Here is a 17,325-nt window from a genome sequence, read left to right as displayed (position 1 = left end):
AAAGTGTTATTTTATGGGCTTTACAGCGATTTTTTAGTGTTTTGTATTAATTGTTTTATTTAATTAAGAAATAAATAATGTCAACTTATATATAATAAAAGCTTTATTATAAAAAGGTAGATAGTATGAGACATTTTTTAACATTAGCAGATTATACTAAAGAAGAAATATTAGAAATTTTAGAGCTTTCAAAAAAAATTAAAAAAGAGACAAAAAATAGAGTCTTTAAAGATTATATGCCAAAAAGAACACTTGGTATGATTTTTGAAAAAAGTAGTACAAGAACAAGAGTAAGTTTTGAAACAGGAATTTACCAATTAGGTGGGATTGGACTATTTTTATCTTCTAATGATATTCAACTTGGTCGAGGTGAACCAATGAGTGATACAAGTAGAGTAATATCAAGAATGGTTGACATGGTTATGATTAGAACTTTTGAACAAAGTAAACTTGAAGAGTTTGCTAAATATTCAAAAGTTCCAGTAATAAATGGTCTTACTGATGAGTATCACCCAGTTCAATTAATGGCTGATTATTTAACTATTCAAGAAGCAGGATTAGAAAATAACTTAGTAGTTGCATATATTGGAGATGGGAATAATATGACTCACTCTTGGCTTAATCTAGCAGCAAAACTTGGTTTTGAATTAAGAGTTGCTACACCAAAAGGTTATGAAGTTAATCAAGATATTTTAAACAATGCGCTTAAAATGGCAAAAGAATCAGGTGCAAAAATTGTAATTACTAATGATCCAAAAGTTGCAGTAGAAAATGCAACTGTTGTAACAACTGATACTTGGGTATCAATGGGACAAGAAGAAGAAAAAGAACAAAGAATAAAAGATTTTAATGGGTATATTGTAGATAAGAATATGATGAAACTTGCGAATGATAAAGCAATTTTCTTACACTGCTTACCTGCATATAGAGGTTATGAAGTAAGTGAAGAAGTAATTGAAGGTTCACAAAGTTTAATATTCCAAGAAGCAGAAAACAGACTACATGCACAAAAAGGTGTAATGGTTTGGCTAGACAAACAAAGAGATAAATAAATGATAGATTTTAAAAAATTTGAAAAATACTCTAAACCAGGACCTAGATATACTTCGTATCCTACTGCTCCTGAGTTTAGTGATAAGTTTACACAAGAAGATTTAATAGAACTTTATAAAAATCAAGATGATAATAGAAATATTTCACTATATTTACATCTTCCCTTTTGTAGAAGTGCATGTTATTTTTGTGGATGCAATGTAATATTTACATCAAAAGAAGACAAAAAAGTAAGATACATTGAGTATCTAAAAAAAGAGCTTTCTATTTTAAAAAAATATTTAAATACAAATAGAAAAGTAAGCCAAATGCACTTTGGTGGAGGAACACCTACATACTTTAGTCCTGAACAAATGAAAGAAATTATTTCTTTATTAAAACAAACTTTTCCTAATTTTAGTGATGATGCAGAAATTTCATGTGAAGTTGATCCTAGATTTTTTACTAAAGAACATATGGAAGTTTTAAAAGCAGGTGGATTTAATAGATTAAGTTTTGGAGTACAAGATTTAAATGATCAAGTACAAAAAACCATACATAGAGTTCAACCTTATGAAACAACTCAAAATGTTATGAATATTGCAAGAGAAGCAGGAATTAAATCAATAAATGTTGATTTAATTTATGGACTTCCTCATCAGACTGCTGAAACATTCCATGAAACAATAAAACAAGTAATTAAACTTAATCCTGATAGATTAGCTGTATTTAATTATGCTCATGTTCCATGGCTTATGAAAACAATGAGAAAATTTGACGAATCAACATTTGCTCCAGCTAGTCAAAAACTTGTTATTTTAAAAGATACTATTGATTTCTTTACAACTAATGGATACAAAATGGTTGGAATGGATCACTTTGCTAAACCTGAAGATGAATTATTTAAAGCAATAAAAAAAGGTGAATTACATAGGAATTTCCAAGGCTATACAACAAAAGGTGGAGCTGATTTAATTGGAATTGGACTTACTTCTATTGGAAATGGTATAGATTATTATGCACAAAACTATAAAGATTTAAAATCATATGAAGCAGCATTAGATGAAGGTAAATTACCAACATTTAAAGGTTATAAACTTAGCAAAGATGATGAAATTAGACAATTTGTCATTATGGAATTAATGAGTAATTTTTCTTTAAATATAAAAAGAGTTGAAAATAAATTTAATATCAAATTTAATGAATATTTTAAAGAAGACTTGCCATTATTACAAGAGTTTGTTGAAGCTGAACTAGTTAGTATGGATGATGAGAAAATCCAAGTATCTCCTACTGGAACAATGCTAATTAGAAATATATGTATGCCATTTGATGCATATCTAAAAAAAATACCTGAAAATAAAAGAAGATTTTCTAAGACTATTTAGTCTTAGAATATTCTTATTTATATATATTAAAATTCATCAAAAATTAACTATTTTTACTATATTATGTGCTTTTATAAAATAAAATTTTTTTAATACTAAAAGGTTTATAAAAAGTGAATATGAATAATAAATTTGATTACACAACAATAAGTGATGACTGCGTAAAATGTGGTAAATGTAAACCTGTTTGTACAATTTTTAATATAAATCAAGATGAAACTACAAGTCCTAGAGGTTTTATTGATCTACTAGGAGCCTATAAAAGAGACCAACTTGAATTAGATAAAAATGCGAAAGACATATTTGAATCATGTTTTTTGTGTACAAATTGCGTTGATGTATGTCCAAATGATCTACCAACTGATATGATTATTGAACAAGTTAGAAGAGATATTGCAAAAAAATATGGTATTGCATGGTATAAAAAATTATTTTTTACTTTACTAAGACATAGAAAAACAATGGATTTTTTATCAAAACTAGGATGGATGTTTCAAACATGTGCTTTAAAACTTGATAATGAAAAACAAACTGCCCTACCAAGATTTTCTCTGCCAATTGTAAAAAAAGATAGAGCTTTACCTTTTGCAGATAGAAAAAGTTTTCTAAAAAAATATCCAGAAAACATCTATGCTAAAAATAAAATAGTTGAAGAAGGTAAAAAAAATAGAGTTGCTATTTTTATTGGATGTATGAGTAATTATACATATACAAATACAGGTGATTCTTTAGTAAAAATACTTAAAAAACTAAACTTAGATATATTTATACCAAAAAAACAGTTGTGCTGTGGAGCTCCTGCTTATTTTACAGGTGATTTTGATACTGTTGATTATCTAGTAAAAAAGAATATTGCATATTTTGAAACATGGATTGATGAGGTTGATGCAATTGTAATTCCTGAAGCTACATGTAGTGCAATGATAAATCAAGACTGGGAACATTATTTACACGACCAACCAGAGTGGAAAGAAAGAGCAAAAAAGATTTCTAAAAAAGTATTTATGGCTACAAAATGGCTTGAAAACAATACTAAACTAAATGAATTACTTGAAGCATCAAATAAAAAATTTGATACTTTAATAACATATCATGATCCATGCCATGCTAAAAAAATGCAAGGAGTATGGAAAGAACCAAGAAATTTATTATCTCATAACTATGAAATCAAAGAGATGAGTGACTCTAATAGATGTTGTGGTTTTGGTGGTGTTACAATGCAAACTGAAAAATACCATTTTGCAAAAGCTGCAGGATTACCTAAAGCAGCTATGATAAAAGAGACTAATGCACAAATAGTAAGTGCAGAATGTAGTGCCTGTAGAATGCAACTTACAAACTCTTTACATCAAGGGAAAGTTGAAAATGTTCAATTTAAAAACCCTATAGAATTAATTGCAGATGCAATAGAGTAGTTATATGGAATTTTGGCAACATATTTATTCTCATTTTAATCCTATAGCTTTTCAATTAGGAAATATTTCTGTTCATTGGTATGGAATTATGTATGCACTTGCTTTATTAAGTGCAATATTTGTAGCAAAATTGTTTATTAAGTATGATAAAATACCTATAAAAGAACAAATATTTGATGCATATATTTGGTGGGCAGAAATAGGAGTTATTTTAGGTGCAAGACTTGGTTATGTACTTTTTTATGATCCCCATACTATGTACTATTTAACCCATCCATGGCAAATATTCAATCCTTTTATTAATGGTGAATATACAGGTATTTCAGGTATGAGTTATCATGGGGCAGTAATTGGATTTCTTATTGCCTCATATTTATTTACTAAGAAAAATAAAGTCTCTTTTCTTTTTATTGCTGATATTGCTGTACTTGGTGTTTCTGCAGGTTATGTTTTTGGTAGAATAGGAAACTTTTTTAATCAAGGATTAATTGGAAGAGTGACTGATGTTCCTTGGGGGATATATGTAAATGGTACATTAAGACACCCTTCTCAACTTTATGAAGCATTCTTAGAAGGAATTCTAATCTTTATTATTCTTTTTATTGTAAGAAAGTATAAAACATTTAATGGTCAATTAGCAATTCTATATGGTATTTTATATTCTGTTGCTAGAATTATTGCAGAGTTTTTTAGACAGCCAGATATACAACTAGGATTTATTTACAGTGATTGGCTTACAATGGGAATGCTTCAGTCAGCAATTTTTGCACTTTTTTGTACAATTGTATATATAAAAGTGAAACCAAAGAATAAGGCTACTTCTTAGAAGTTTCCTTTTCTTTTTCCTTTTTTTTATCAATTTCATATGATTTAATTACATCATTTAAATCATCTATTTTTTTTCTATAATCTTCAATATACTCTTGATAAACAACAATTGATTCTTGTGCTTTTGTTAATTTTTCTTGTAATAAATCATTTTGTTTTTTAAACTTTTCGTATTTTTCATAGCTAATTCTTGTTGTTGTTCTCATTTTTGATAATTTTTGTAAATAATCATCGTGATTTTCTTCTATTTTTTTATTTGCATCAGAAAGTTTATGTTCTAAATTTAAAATTCTTCCTTTATCATCTTCTATTCTTGAACGCAAAACTTTTATCTCTTTATGTAGTTCAGAAACAAAAATTGCCACTTGTTTATCTTTACTTTCAATTGCTAATTTTAATAACTCTTTATATTTATTTTCAATGTCATTCTCTTCTTTTATTCTTTTAGATTTTTCTTGTAAAATATATTTTTTTAAAGTCTGTTTCTCTTTTTCATACTTAGTAATTAAATATTCACTCACTACATATTTAATTATATTTCCATTAATATCAAAAACTGGAGATATAATAGATTTTACATAATAGGAGTTACCATCTTTAGTTATATTTTTAATTTTACCTTTCCAAATCGTTCCAGATTTTATCGTGTCCCATAATTCTTCAAAAATTTTAGAAGAATTATTAGGGTGTCTTATTATTTTATGAGGCTTACCTAATAACTCATCTTCATCATATCCTGAAGCTTCACAAAAAGCACTATTTATATAAAGAATAATACCTTCTAAATTAATCTCACTTATTAAACTTTGTTTATTTAAAATATCTTTATATAAATTAAGTTCTTTCTTCTCTAATTCCTTAAAAAAACAATTTTTTTCATATTTTAATGCATTACAAATAGTTTCTAATATGATATTTTCATTAGAAAAATTAAATAGTATATTTGATGTTAGAATATTTATATTACTTAGTGCCTCAATTATTTCTGTATTAATTGATATAATAATAGATACATTACCATTTTTTTTATTTTGAATCTGATTTATCAAGTCTTTATAATTAGAGTTTTTATTTATATTAAATAAAAAAATATAATTTTGATTATTTATTAATTCTTGAAGCTTATGTTGAAATGTTATCTTTTCAATTTTTTTAAATTTTGTAGATAAAGAGTTAATTATTGGATTATTTTGTTCATTCTCATCAGAAATAAATACTAATATTGAATCTTTTAAAAGTTCAAAATCAATTGGATTACTAATTCTCTGTTCTATAACCGTTTTCAATAGCTAATTCTTCAATTTTATTCTTTAATAAATCTAATCTCCAGCCATGTCTTGATGCAAAATTTTCAATTTCTTTTTCTCTTTGTTCGGCATCACAAAAAACGAATATTCTTTTTAAAAAAGGTTTTGGCACTTGAATTGCTATTAGTTGAAAATAATTTTCTTTGCAACTTCTTGAACAAAAAGCTTTGCTCATGGCAATCTTTTTTTTACAAAATGGGCAGTGTGACATTAATTTCCTTTTACTATTATTTTATAAAACTTTGCATTAGTTACATCTTGAAGAAATTTTGGATCAACGTCATGAAGTGCAATTATTTCAATCTCTTTTTCACCCATAATCCAACCTTTCCCAGAATCAATTATTTTTTCATCTTCAAAAAGTTGGATTAACTCCTCTTTAGAAAGTATTTTTTCTTCCATATAATTTATCTCAATTATTTTTGAGGTTCTTCAATAACGTAACCCTTGTTTGAGTGGTTTCTAATAATTTCATAGTAAGTTTTTTGTCTAATTTTATTTACAATATTTCTCATTGTATAAATAGACATATTTTTACCTTTCCATACTACTTCTTTAATAGTATCGTAGTCAGTAATTTCACCTCTTCTTTGAATAAGAAGTTTTAAGAATGATTTTTCCAATCTTGTAAAGTCTATTAATACCCCACCTGGTTTAAAAAATTGATCTCTATATTCATCAAAATATATACCATTTTGGAACTCAACTTTGTCCCCTCTTTTTGTTTGATTTAAACACATAATAATAGCTAATTTAATATCTTTAACTCTTAATGGTTTAGACATAAATGTATAAGCACTATTATTTATTGCTGTTATTATATCATCATTGTTTTCTTCATTCGAAATAATAATTTTAGGTAAAGATGAAACTTTGTTTGATATTTCAGAACAAAGTTCATCAAAATTATAATCAGAAATTTCTGTATCAATAACAACTAAATCAAAATTGTTTGAACATGCTAATTCTAAAGCTTCTTGCCCACCAGTAGCTAATTTCAACTCTTTAAAGTAATCATCAAATTCGTTTTCAATAGTGTTTTTTACTTCTTTATCACTACTGATAACCAATAATTTTGCATTGTATAATTTTCTTATATTTTTTTCAGTTTTTAACATCTTTGTTCTCTTTGATATTAATTTTTTAAAATAATAGCAGAAAAAGTATATTTTGTCAAAGAAAAATTATTTATAAATAAGAAATTTATACATTTTATAATTTTATTTCAGCTCTTGCCAACTTTTTCCTATATTTTTAGACACTTTTAATGGAATTTTAAGTTCAACTATATTTTCCATTATTTTTACTAAATCTTCTGCTATTTCATCTATTTTTTCATTTTTAATTTCAAAAATTAATTCATCATGAATTTGTAATAACATTTTTATATCATTATTATGTTTATATTTCTGCCAAATTTTAAGCATAGATAACTTAATCAAATCAGCTGCACTGCCCTGAAACTTAGTATTTACACCTTCTCTTAAAAAAGCTGCTTTTTGCATTCCATTTGCGCTATCAAAATCAAAAATTCTTTTTCTTTTTAATAATGTTTCAACATAGCCTTCTTCTAAAATTGAATCTTCAATACTTTTTAAATAATCTTTTACACTTTTAAATGCTTTAAAATATGATTCTATGTATGCTTTAGCTTCTTTGGGCTGAATACCTAGTGTATCAGCAAGTTTTCTACTTCCCATTCCATAGATTAATCCAAAGTTAATAGATTTTGCAATTGAACGATTATTATCTGCTTGCTCTTCTCCAAAAATTTTCACTGCAGTTTGTCTGTGTATATCTAATCCACTATTAAATGCATGAACTAATGCTTCATCATTGCTAAAATGAGCAAGTAATCTTAGTTCTATTTGAGAATAATCAATACCAACAAGTGAATAACCATTTTTAGGGATAAATGCACTTCTAATCAATGCTCCTGCTTCACTTTTTACAGGGATATTTTGAAGATTTGGATTTTTACTACTTAATCTTCCCGTTGCAGTTCCTGTTTGTAAGAATGAAGTAAATATTCTATTCTCTTCACTTTTTTTTGCTAAAAGTAAAAGTGGCTCAATGTATGTAGATTGTAGCTTATATGACTCTCTATAGTTTAATAGTAAAGGAATTATTTTATGTTCATCATAAAGTTTATGAAGAACCATTTCATTTGTACTATATCCACTTTTAGTCTTTTTCGAAGCTTTAAGTCCTAACTTTTCAAATAGTATCTCTCCTAATTGCTTTGGAGAATTAATATTAAATTCATTTCCTGCTAATTCATAAATATTTAATGTAAGTTCTTGAAGATGTTTTATATTTTTTTGTTTTAATTCTTCAAGTACAGAAACATCAACTTTTATACCATTATGTTCCATATATGCTAACACTTTTGTAAAATCAAACTCCAAGGTTTGACCTAATTCAAATAAATATTTAGTATGTGTAGATTCAAACTCTTCTTGAAGTTTATAATATAGTTTTAATGTGATTAAAGCATCTTCACTTGCATATTCACAAGCTTTTTCTATTGGTACACTTGAAAAATCTTCACCTTTTTTAACAACATCTTTAAAAGAAATCATTTCATGATCAAATAATTCCTTTGCTTTTGCATCTAATCCTACTTTTGAACCTGGATTTAAAAGCCAAGACATAATCATTGTATCTGCATAAAGATTCATTTCAATATCAAAATTATTTTTTATAATTTCATAATCATATTTAAAATTTTGTGCAATTAGTTTAAACTCATTTAATTTTAATAAGGCTTCTTTTGCATCTTCTAAACTAACTTGAGAGCCAACTCCTAAATAGTTGTGCCCTACGGGAATATAATAACCTTTTGATTCTTCAAAAGAAAATGAAAAACCAACAATTTTTGCTTTATTTGTATCTAAATCAGTAGTTTCTGTATCAAAAGCAACTATTGTATCTGTTTTTATAGAATTTAATACTTCAAATAATTTCTCTTTTGTATCAAGAAGTATTGCATCAAATTGAAGTCTTTGTATTTTTTTTGGAATTTGTGTTTTATAATTTAATCCATCTTTATTAACTCTATCAATAATTCTATTTAAATCAAATTCACTTAAAATATCAGCAATTTTTAATATTGGATTCTCTTTTGGTAAGACAAAATTTTCTACATCATCAATTGCATGACAATCTATTTTTAATGTAACTAACTCTTTTGAAATAAAAGCCATCTCTTTATTTGCTTCAAGTAAATTTTTCCATCTTGTTTTTTCAATATTTTCAATATTTTCATATATATTATCAAGTGTTCCATACTCTTTAATCAATGCCTCTGCTGTTTTTGCACCAACACCTTTTACTCCAGGAACATTATCTGCACTATCACCTAATAAGGCTTGGTAATCAGTAAATTGTTTTGGCATAACTCCATATTTGCTAAAGCATTTATCTTCATTTACAACTACTTTTTTTATTGGATCAAAAAGGTATACAGTATCATCATCTATTAATTGATAAAGATCTTTATCATGACTTACAATTCTTACTTCCAAATCTTTTTGTTTGGCATCATGAGCAATTGAAGCTATTATATCATCAGCTTCAAAACCAACCTTTGAAGCAGTTTGAAATCCCATCTTTTCAATCCACTCAATTGCTACTGGAAGTTGTTTTAATAAATCTTCAGGAACATCAGGTCTTTGTGCTTTATATTCTTGATATATTTCATTTCTAAATGTATCACCCTTTGAATCAAGTGCAAAAACCAAATAGTCTGTTTGGAAATCTTTTCCTATATTTGCAATAAAGTTCATAAACCCCGTCAATAAACCTGTAGGAAATCCACTTTTAGATTTTAAAGGAGGAAGAGCATAATAACTTCTAAATAAAAATCCGAATGTATCTATAACTGTTATTGTTTTTTTCATATTACCTACTTATAAATTTTTAAAGTTTTTATAATATAATATCAATACTAAAAATAAGGTTTTGTATGTCAGAAGAACTCGATATAGACAAGTTAAAACAAAATAATAATGAATTAAAAGAGATAATAAATAATTCTTGGGATGGGATTGGAATTATTGATTTGACTGGTAAGTTTATCTACTTTAATAATGCATTTATTCCAATTTTAGGTTTTCCTAAAGATGAGTTATTAAACAAAAGTTTTATCTCTTTAATAAAAAATGAATACAAAAAACCTTTTGTCGAACTTATGAAAAAAAATTTATCAAATAGATATGAGTCTGATATTAATATTGTATGTATTAGAAAAGATTATCAAAAAGTCTATTTAAAAATTACATTATCAACAATGCGCAATAAAAAATATTTTGTAATAAATACAAAAGACATTACAAAGGAAATTTCAGATGATGAAATCTTAGATAATTATGTTGCTTCTATTCATGTAAATACTGCTGGTCTTATTACAAGTGTAAGTTCTGCTTTTATGCTATTAAGTGGATTTGAAAAAGAGGAATTGATTGATAAATCTCCATCAATTATTAAATCTTCTGATAAAGATTCTGATATATTTGATGAAATATTAGTTTTTACTTTACAATACAAAGAGTGGAAAGGAAAAATAAAAGCAAAAAGAAAAAATGATACTATTTTTTGGATTGATGTAAAAACAAAACCTACTTTTAACAAATATGGAGATATCACAGGATATACTTCATTAATTTTTGATATTACAAATGAAATAAATTTAAATGTTGAGACAAAAAACTTACAAGAAGAAGTTTTACAAAAAGATGATATTTTAATACAACAATCAAAACTTGCTGTAATGACTGAAACTTTGCAAGTTTTATCACATGAATGGCGACAACCTTTAAATATAATTTCAATTCGAGCACAAAAACTTGAATTAGACTTATCATTAGGCACACAAGACCAACAAGAAGCTATAAAAAGCCTTCAAGAGATCAAAGAAGATGCGCAAAAATTATCAAATACAATCGAAGATTTTCAAAATTTCGTAAAAATAAAAAGTGATAAAGAAGAAATTTTTGCAAAAGATATTATATTTAAAGCAATTGAAATTTTAAAAAAAGATATTGAAACTAACAATATTGATATTATTAAAGATATCATGGATATTCCAGTATTTAAATCATATAAGAATGAACTTATTACTATTTTAGTCAATATTTTAATAAATTCTAAAGAAGCAATAATAAGAAATTCTATTAAAAATCCTGTGATTAAATTAAAATGTTATTATGCAAACGATATAGTATATTTTGAGATAAGTGATAATGCAGGTGGAATAAAAAAAGAGATAATTGATAAAATTTTTGAACCATATTTCTCTACAAAAGAATCTAAACATGGTGTTGGTTTAGGGTTATATACTTCAAAAATAATTACAGAAATGCATTTATTAGGGAAGATAACTGTCACTAATCACAATACTGGAGCTACATTTAAATTAGCTTTACCAATATAAAAAAAGGAAAAAAATGATTATTATACCAGCAAGATTAAATTCAAGTAGATTTGAAAACAAAATATTAGCAGATATATTAGGTCTACCAATGGTAATAAAAACTGCAACACAAGTTAGTGCTTTAGATAAAGTAGTAATAGCAACTGACTCATTAGAAGTTTTAGATTTAGCAAAAGAGCACAATTTTCAAGCAGTTTTAACTTCAAATAAACATCAAAGCGGAACAGATAGAATAAATGAAGCAGTAAATAAATTAGATCTTGATGAAGATGAGATAATTATAAATGTACAAGCAGATGAACCTTTTATAGAACCAGAAGTTGTAAATGCTGTTATAACAAGAGTTAAAAAAGTAAAACAAAACAATGAAGAAACAATGATAGTTAGTTGTTTTAAAAAAATTAGTTCAGATTTAGCAGATGATCCAAATCTTGTAAAAGTTGTCTTAGATGATAATCTAGATGCAATATATTTTTCAAGAGCAAAAGTTCCATATAATAGAGATCATGTAGAAAATATAAACTATAATGGACATCTTGGTATTTATGGATTTACAAAAAAAAGTTTAAATAAATTTTGTTCATTAAAACAATCAAAATTAGAATCAACAGAAAAGCTTGAACAATTAAGAGCAATTGATAATGGATATAATATTGCAATGGTAGAAGTAGAGTCAAAATCGTTTGGAATCGATACTCAAAAAGATTTAGAAAATGCGTTAAAAATCTTTGGAAAATAAGACCTATAAGATAATTTATAAGATTATTAAAGTAAAATACAATAATAATATATTTCGCTAAGGTAAAAAATGAATAATGAAGTACTAAAAAATGTAAAAGTTTTATATGTAGAAGATGAAAATGATGTAAGAGAATTTACAGGTAGAACTATAAAAGCCATAGTAAAAGAAATTATTATTAAAGAAAATGGTAAAGAAGGTCTTGAAGCATTCAAAGAAAATTTAGATATAGATTTAATAGTAACAGATATAAATATGCCTAAAATGGGTGGTTTAGAAATGTGTGCTGAGATCAGAAAAATCAACAAAGAAGTACCAATTGTAATTACAAGTGCGCATAATGATCCTGATTTTTTAAAGCAAGCAATTGATGTTGGTGTAAGTGCATATGCAATGAAACCTATTGATTTATATCAACTAATTGAAAGTATGATAAAAGCAATTGAACCAATTTTTTTAAAAAAACAACTAAAAGAGACTAATTTATTTTTAGAAGAAAGAGTTGAAGAAGGTATAGAAAAAATTAAATCTATCCTTGACTCGCAAGATAATATTATATTTGTTAGTAGTAAAGATACAATAACAAATGTAAACAAAAAGTTCTTAGAGTTTTTTAATGTTGACTCATTAGAAGAGTTTAATTCAAAAATTCCCTGTATTACTTCACTTTTTAAAGAAGAGAAAGCCTGTTTTAATTTAAATTCAATTACTGGTGATGAAAAAAATTGGATTAAATATCTAATAAATTTGAATGAAGTAGATAGAATTGTAAAAATCACTAATCAAGATAGACAAGATAGAATTTTTACTGTTAATATAGATGCTTACAAAAATAATGACTTTTATGTAATTTCATTAACAGATATAACAGAATTAAAAGAGAAATCAAACCTATTAGAATATCAAGCAAATCATGATCTTTTGACAGGTCTTTTTAATAGACAAAAATTTCATGAAATATTTGGTAAAGAGATAAGAAGAGATAAAAGATATGAAAATAACTTATCTCTAATTCTTTTTGATATAGATCATTTCAAAATATTTAATGATAAATATGGTCATAATCTTGGAGATGAAGTACTAAAATTTATTGCAAAAATAGTCTCTAAAAATGTAAGAGAACATGATACAATTGTTCGATGGGGTGGAGAAGAGTTTATTGTACTACTTCCTGAAACCAACTTAGAAGGAGCTTTTAAAGTTGCAGAAAAAATAAGAGTTGCACTTGAAGAATTTAAAGATGATTCAATTCCGGAAAAAATAACTTCAAGTTTTGGAGTAACAACTCTTAAAAAAGGTGATACTGAAAATAGTTTTATTGAAAAAGCTGATGAAGCTTTATATGAAGCAAAAAAACAAGGAAGAAATAGAGTTATAATTAAAAGTTAAAATCTTCACCAAGATAATGTTCTCTAACACTTCCATCACTTTTTATCTCTTCACTTTTCCCTGAAGCTAATAAAGAGCCATTTTTCATAACATATGCTCTATCACAAATTTGAAGAGTCTCTCTTACATTATGATCTGTAATTAAAATACCTATTCCAATTTGAGTTAATTGATTGATAATTTCTTGAATATCTTTTACTGCAATTGGATCAACCCCTGCAAATGGTTCATCAAGAAGTAAAAATTTAGGTTTTGATACTAATGCCCTTGCAATTTCTGTTCTTCTTCTTTCTCCACCTGATAAAGAAACACCTTTTCTTTTTCTAATTGGTTCAATATTAAAGATTTCTAATAACTCTTCTACTCTTTTATGTTGTTCTTCTTTTATGTTACTTATTACTTCTGCTGCTAAAAAAAGATTATCTTCAACACTTAGATCTTTAAAAATTGACGATTCTTGAGGTAAGTACCCTATTCCTTTAATTGCTCTTTGGTGTAAAGGTAAGTTTGTAATATTTATACCATCAAAAAAAACTTCACCGCTAGTTGGTTTTACAAGTCCACAAACAGTATAAAAAGTTGTAGTTTTACCTGCTCCATTTGGTCCTAATAATCCCACAATTTCACCACTTTGTATATCCAAAGAAATACCATGTAAAATCTCTGTTTTTTTAATCTTTTTTGTTATGTCTTTTATCTCTAATTTATGCATCAATTTTATACTGCCTTCTATTTTCTTTTTTTTCAATTTTTACTGTTATTACATTAAAACCATATGAAATTAATAATTCTTTTAATCTTTCATCACCCCATTCTACAAAGTGAATACCTTTTTTCTCAAACTCTTCTAATAATCCTAAAGATATAAACTCTTCTAGGCCTTTATTATATATATCATAATGAAAAATATCATTAGAGTATATTGTCTGAATAGAAAAGGTAGGAGAAGTAACTAAATCATCACCTCCATATGCTTTTACAAAATTTTTAACTAAGGTAGTTTTACCACTTGCTAGATCACCACTTAACAATACTACACAATCACCTTTTTGTAAAATTAATTGTTTTAAATAATCAACAATTACAATTAAATTATCTAGTTCTAACTCAAACTCTTTTTGCAAATTAAACTACTTTTTTAATTTATTTGAGATTTCTATAATCTCTTTTAATTTTTCTTTTGTTTTTCCACTAAGTATTGCATCTTTTGCAATTTCAATACCCTCTTTTATATCTCTTGCTTTATCATCTACAACTAATGCCGCAGCTGTATTTAGTAAAATAATATCTAACTTAGAATCTTTTATCTCACCTTCTAATATTGCTTTAGTAATTTTGGCATTTTCTATTGCATCTCCCCCAACAATAGAATCTTTTGATGCTAATTTAAGACCATACTCTTGTGGATCTATTACAAACTCTTCTATTTTGCCATTTATTAAACTATTTGCAAAAGTCACATCAGAAATAGAAATTTCATCCATTCCATCATTTGAACTTACAACCATAGCTCTTTTTGTATCAAGAAGATTTAAAGCATCCGTTAATTTTCCAACATACTCTTTTGAAAACACCCCTATCATCTGTTTTGAAACTGATGCAGGATTTGATAGTGGACCTAAAATATTAAATATTGTTCTATGATCAATAGATTTTCTAATTGGCATAATATATTTCATTGCTGGATGATGATTACCTGCAAACATGAAACAAAATCCAGTTTTTTCAAGCATTGTAACTAAACTTTGTGAATCTAAACCAAGATTAATGCCTAAAGTTTCCAACATATCAGCACTTCCACTTTTACTTGTAATACTTCTATTTCCATGTTTTGCAACATAAGAACCACAAGCAGCTAATACAAATGAAACTGTACTAGATATATTAAAACTATAACTTTTATCTCCACCTGTTCCAACTACATCAATAGCCTTTGATTTCAATTCATAATTTATAGGTAGAGGAACCATATGCTCTCTCATGGCACTAGCAGCTGCTGCAATCTCAGCAGATGTTTCACCTCTTTCATAAAGTTCAATTAAATAGTCTCTTGTTTCCTCTTTTGATAGCCTATTTTCAAACATATCATCAAATTTTAATTTTGCTAAGCTAAACATACTATTTTCCACCTTCAAGTTTTTCTACATACTCTGCCATTTTTGATTTTGGAGTAGATTTTGTTGTTGGTATTTGTAAAACCTTAAACTTTTCACTTCTTTCTAGATATCTTATTTCTATTATATCTCCAATTTTAATCTCTTTGGATTTTTTAACTGGTAAATTATTGACAAAGACTACTTGGTGTGCAAGCATATCTTCTGCAACTGCTCTTCTTTTTGTTATATTTACTGCATTTAAAAATTTATCACATCTCATAATGATGATTATAGCTAATTTTAGATAAAATACATCCAAAAGAATTTTATAATATTATGGAGATGTCATGAGCCAAAAAGAAGTAAAAAAAGTTGTTTTAGCATATAGTGGAGGATTAGATACTTCAATTATTCTAAAATGGCTACAAGATGAATACAATGCAGAAGTTATTACTTTTACAGCTGATTTAGGACAAGGAGAAGAAGTAGAGCCAGCTAGAAAAAAAGCGTTAGCAATGGGAATTAAACCTGAAAATATTTTTATTTTAGATATTAAAGAAGAGTTTGTAAAAGATTATGTATTCCCAATGTTTAGAGCAAATGCAATATATGAAGGTGAATATTTATTAGGAACATCAATTGCAAGACCTCTAATTTCAAAAAAACAAATTGAAATTGCAAAAAAAATGGGTGCAGATGCAGTTGCACACGGAGCAACTGGAAAAGGGAATGACCAAGTTAGATTTGAATTAGGATACTTAGGTTTAAATCCTGATATTACAGTAATTGCTCCATGGAGAGAATGGGATTTAAATTCAAGAGAAAAACTATTAGCTTATGCAAAAGAAAATGGAATTGAAATTGCAAAAAAACATTTAGATGAAAATGGAAATCCTGCAGTAAGTCCATACTCAATGGATGCAAATCTTTTACATATTTCTTATGAAGGTTTAGCTTTAGAAGATCCAAGTACAGAACCAGATGAATCAATGTGGTTATGGACTAACTCACCAGAAGAAGCTCCTGATGAAGCTGAATATATTACAATTAGATATAAAAATGGTGATCCAGTTGCTATTAATGAAGAAGAAATGTCTCCTGCAACAATATTAAAAACTTTAAATGATTATGGGAATAAACATGGTATTGGAAGAATTGATATTGTAGAAAATAGATATGTAGGAATGAAAGCAAGAGGTTGTTATGAAACTCCAGGTGGAACAATTATGCTTAAAGCTCATAGAGCAATAGAATCAATTACTCTTGATAGAGAAGCTGCTCACTTAAAAGATGAATTAATGCCTAAATATGCAAAACTAATCTATAGTGGTTATTGGTTCTCTCCTGAAAGAGAGATGCTTCAAGCTGCTATTGATGAAACACAAAAAGAAGTAGAAGGTATAGTTAAATTAAAACTTTATAAAGGAAATGTGATTGTAGTTGGTAGAGAATCTGAAAAATCATTATTCTCTGAAGCTCACTCAACATTTGAAGAAGATGAAGTTTACAATCAAAAAGATGCCGAAGGATTCATTAAACTTAATGCATTAAGATTTATTATTGCAGGACAAAAAAGAAAATAATTTTTACTTTTAATAAATAATTTATATAGGACAAGTTAGAGTTAACTTGTCCTATTTTTTTGTCTAGTGTTTCATTTTTACAACTATATAATAATTTTTTATATTTTTTTCTAA

At 26.5% G+C, this 17,325-nt stretch carries 17 protein-coding genes; 8 read left to right on the top strand and 9 right to left on the bottom strand.

The window, feature by feature from the left end:
- The first annotated feature begins 125 nt into the window (after positions 1 to 125).
- The 4 genes from argF (at position 126) to lgt (ending at position 4,661) form a co-directional block, all read left to right on the top strand.
- A complete protein-coding gene (argF, locus tag CRU93_RS03265; RefSeq protein WP_129102756.1) occupies positions 126 to 1,052 on the top strand; it encodes an ornithine carbamoyltransferase in 927 nt (308 codons plus the stop codon).
- Positions 1,053 to 2,420, top strand: coding sequence for an oxygen-independent coproporphyrinogen III oxidase (hemN, locus tag CRU93_RS03260; protein WP_129102755.1), 1,368 nt, complete (start codon positions 1,053 to 1,055; stop codon positions 2,418 to 2,420). It begins immediately after the preceding gene.
- A 119-nt stretch (positions 2,421 to 2,539) separates the two neighbouring features.
- The gene (locus CRU93_RS03255; protein WP_129102821.1) at positions 2,540 to 3,835 is read left to right on the top strand and encodes a (Fe-S)-binding protein; all 1,296 of its coding nucleotides are present in this window, start codon (positions 2,540 to 2,542) and stop codon (positions 3,833 to 3,835) included.
- A 4-nt stretch (positions 3,836 to 3,839) separates the two neighbouring features.
- On the top strand, positions 3,840 to 4,661 hold the full coding sequence (lgt, locus tag CRU93_RS03250; protein ID WP_129102754.1) for a prolipoprotein diacylglyceryl transferase: 822 nt from the start codon (positions 3,840 to 3,842) through the stop codon (positions 4,659 to 4,661).
- Here lgt and CRU93_RS03245 read toward each other — a convergent pair.
- The 5 genes from CRU93_RS03245 to polA all read right to left on the bottom strand — a co-directional run bounded on the left by CRU93_RS03245 (position 4,651) and on the right by polA (position 9,872).
- Entirely contained in the window at positions 4,651 to 5,949 is a 1,299-nt protein-coding gene (locus tag CRU93_RS03245) for a PAS domain-containing protein (protein ID WP_129102753.1), read from the bottom strand. The two genes, lgt and CRU93_RS03245, sit on opposite strands and share 11 nt — an antisense overlap.
- The gene (locus tag CRU93_RS03240) at positions 5,921 to 6,181 is read right to left on the bottom strand and encodes a DUF2116 family Zn-ribbon domain-containing protein (RefSeq protein WP_129102752.1); all 261 of its coding nucleotides are present in this window, start codon (positions 6,179 to 6,181) and stop codon (positions 5,921 to 5,923) included. Before CRU93_RS03240 ends, CRU93_RS03245 begins: the two co-directional genes overlap by 29 nt.
- A complete protein-coding gene (locus CRU93_RS03235) occupies positions 6,181 to 6,372 on the bottom strand; it encodes a hypothetical protein (RefSeq protein WP_129102751.1) in 192 nt (63 codons plus the stop codon). The genes CRU93_RS03240 and CRU93_RS03235 overlap by 1 nt, the downstream gene beginning before the upstream one ends.
- 14 nt (positions 6,373 to 6,386) lie before the next feature.
- Positions 6,387 to 7,088, bottom strand: a complete 702-nt coding sequence (locus CRU93_RS03230; RefSeq protein ID WP_129102750.1) for a response regulator transcription factor — start codon at positions 7,086 to 7,088, stop codon at positions 6,387 to 6,389.
- A gap of 102 nt (positions 7,089 to 7,190) precedes the next feature.
- Positions 7,191 to 9,872, bottom strand: coding sequence for a DNA polymerase I (gene polA, locus CRU93_RS03225; RefSeq protein ID WP_129102749.1), 2,682 nt, complete (start codon positions 9,870 to 9,872; stop codon positions 7,191 to 7,193).
- A 65-nt stretch (positions 9,873 to 9,937) separates the two neighbouring features.
- Here polA and CRU93_RS03220 point away from each other — a divergent pair, with 65 nt between their 5' ends.
- From CRU93_RS03220 to CRU93_RS03210, 3 genes are all read left to right on the top strand, one after another.
- Positions 9,938 to 11,404, top strand: a complete 1,467-nt coding sequence (locus CRU93_RS03220) for a PAS domain-containing sensor histidine kinase (protein WP_129102748.1) — start codon at positions 9,938 to 9,940, stop codon at positions 11,402 to 11,404.
- A gap of 13 nt (positions 11,405 to 11,417) precedes the next feature.
- Positions 11,418 to 12,143: a 3-deoxy-manno-octulosonate cytidylyltransferase gene (gene kdsB / locus CRU93_RS03215; RefSeq protein WP_129102747.1), complete on the top strand. Its 726-nt coding sequence runs from the start codon at positions 11,418 to 11,420 to the stop codon at positions 12,141 to 12,143.
- A 69-nt stretch (positions 12,144 to 12,212) separates the two neighbouring features.
- A complete protein-coding gene (locus CRU93_RS03210; RefSeq protein ID WP_129102746.1) occupies positions 12,213 to 13,532 on the top strand; it encodes a diguanylate cyclase in 1,320 nt (439 codons plus the stop codon).
- On the opposite strand, the gene lptB is transcribed toward CRU93_RS03210, so the two are convergent.
- The 4 genes from lptB to CRU93_RS03190 are packed head-to-tail and all read right to left on the bottom strand — an operon-like array spanning position 13,522 to position 15,908.
- Positions 13,522 to 14,244, bottom strand: a complete 723-nt coding sequence (lptB, locus tag CRU93_RS03205) for an LPS export ABC transporter ATP-binding protein (RefSeq protein ID WP_129102745.1) — start codon at positions 14,242 to 14,244, stop codon at positions 13,522 to 13,524. The two genes, CRU93_RS03210 and lptB, sit on opposite strands and share 11 nt — an antisense overlap.
- Entirely contained in the window at positions 14,237 to 14,656 is a 420-nt protein-coding gene (gene tsaE / locus CRU93_RS03200; protein WP_129102744.1) for a tRNA (adenosine(37)-N6)-threonylcarbamoyltransferase complex ATPase subunit type 1 TsaE, read from the bottom strand. The genes lptB and tsaE overlap by 8 nt, the downstream gene beginning before the upstream one ends.
- 6 nt (positions 14,657 to 14,662) lie before the next feature.
- Complete coding sequence (gene trpD / locus CRU93_RS03195; protein ID WP_129102743.1) at positions 14,663 to 15,649, bottom strand: anthranilate phosphoribosyltransferase; 987 nt, start codon at positions 15,647 to 15,649, stop codon at positions 14,663 to 14,665.
- 1 nt (position 15,650) lies between these two features.
- Positions 15,651 to 15,908, bottom strand: coding sequence for an RNA-binding S4 domain-containing protein (locus CRU93_RS03190; RefSeq protein WP_129102742.1), 258 nt, complete (start codon positions 15,906 to 15,908; stop codon positions 15,651 to 15,653).
- 67 nt (positions 15,909 to 15,975) lie between these two features.
- On the opposite strand from CRU93_RS03190, the gene CRU93_RS03185 reads away from it, so the two are divergent.
- Positions 15,976 to 17,211, top strand: coding sequence for an argininosuccinate synthase (locus tag CRU93_RS03185; protein ID WP_129102741.1), 1,236 nt, complete (start codon positions 15,976 to 15,978; stop codon positions 17,209 to 17,211).
- Positions 17,212 to 17,325: the final 114 nt, after the last annotated feature.

Origin of the sequence: Arcobacter sp. CECT 8985, assembly GCF_004116495.1 — a bacterium.
GTDB lineage: Bacteria > Campylobacterota > Campylobacteria > Campylobacterales > Arcobacteraceae > Malaciobacter.
The sequence above is the reverse complement of the archived record's forward strand: the minus strand, read 5'-3'. Positions and strand labels throughout refer to the sequence as shown.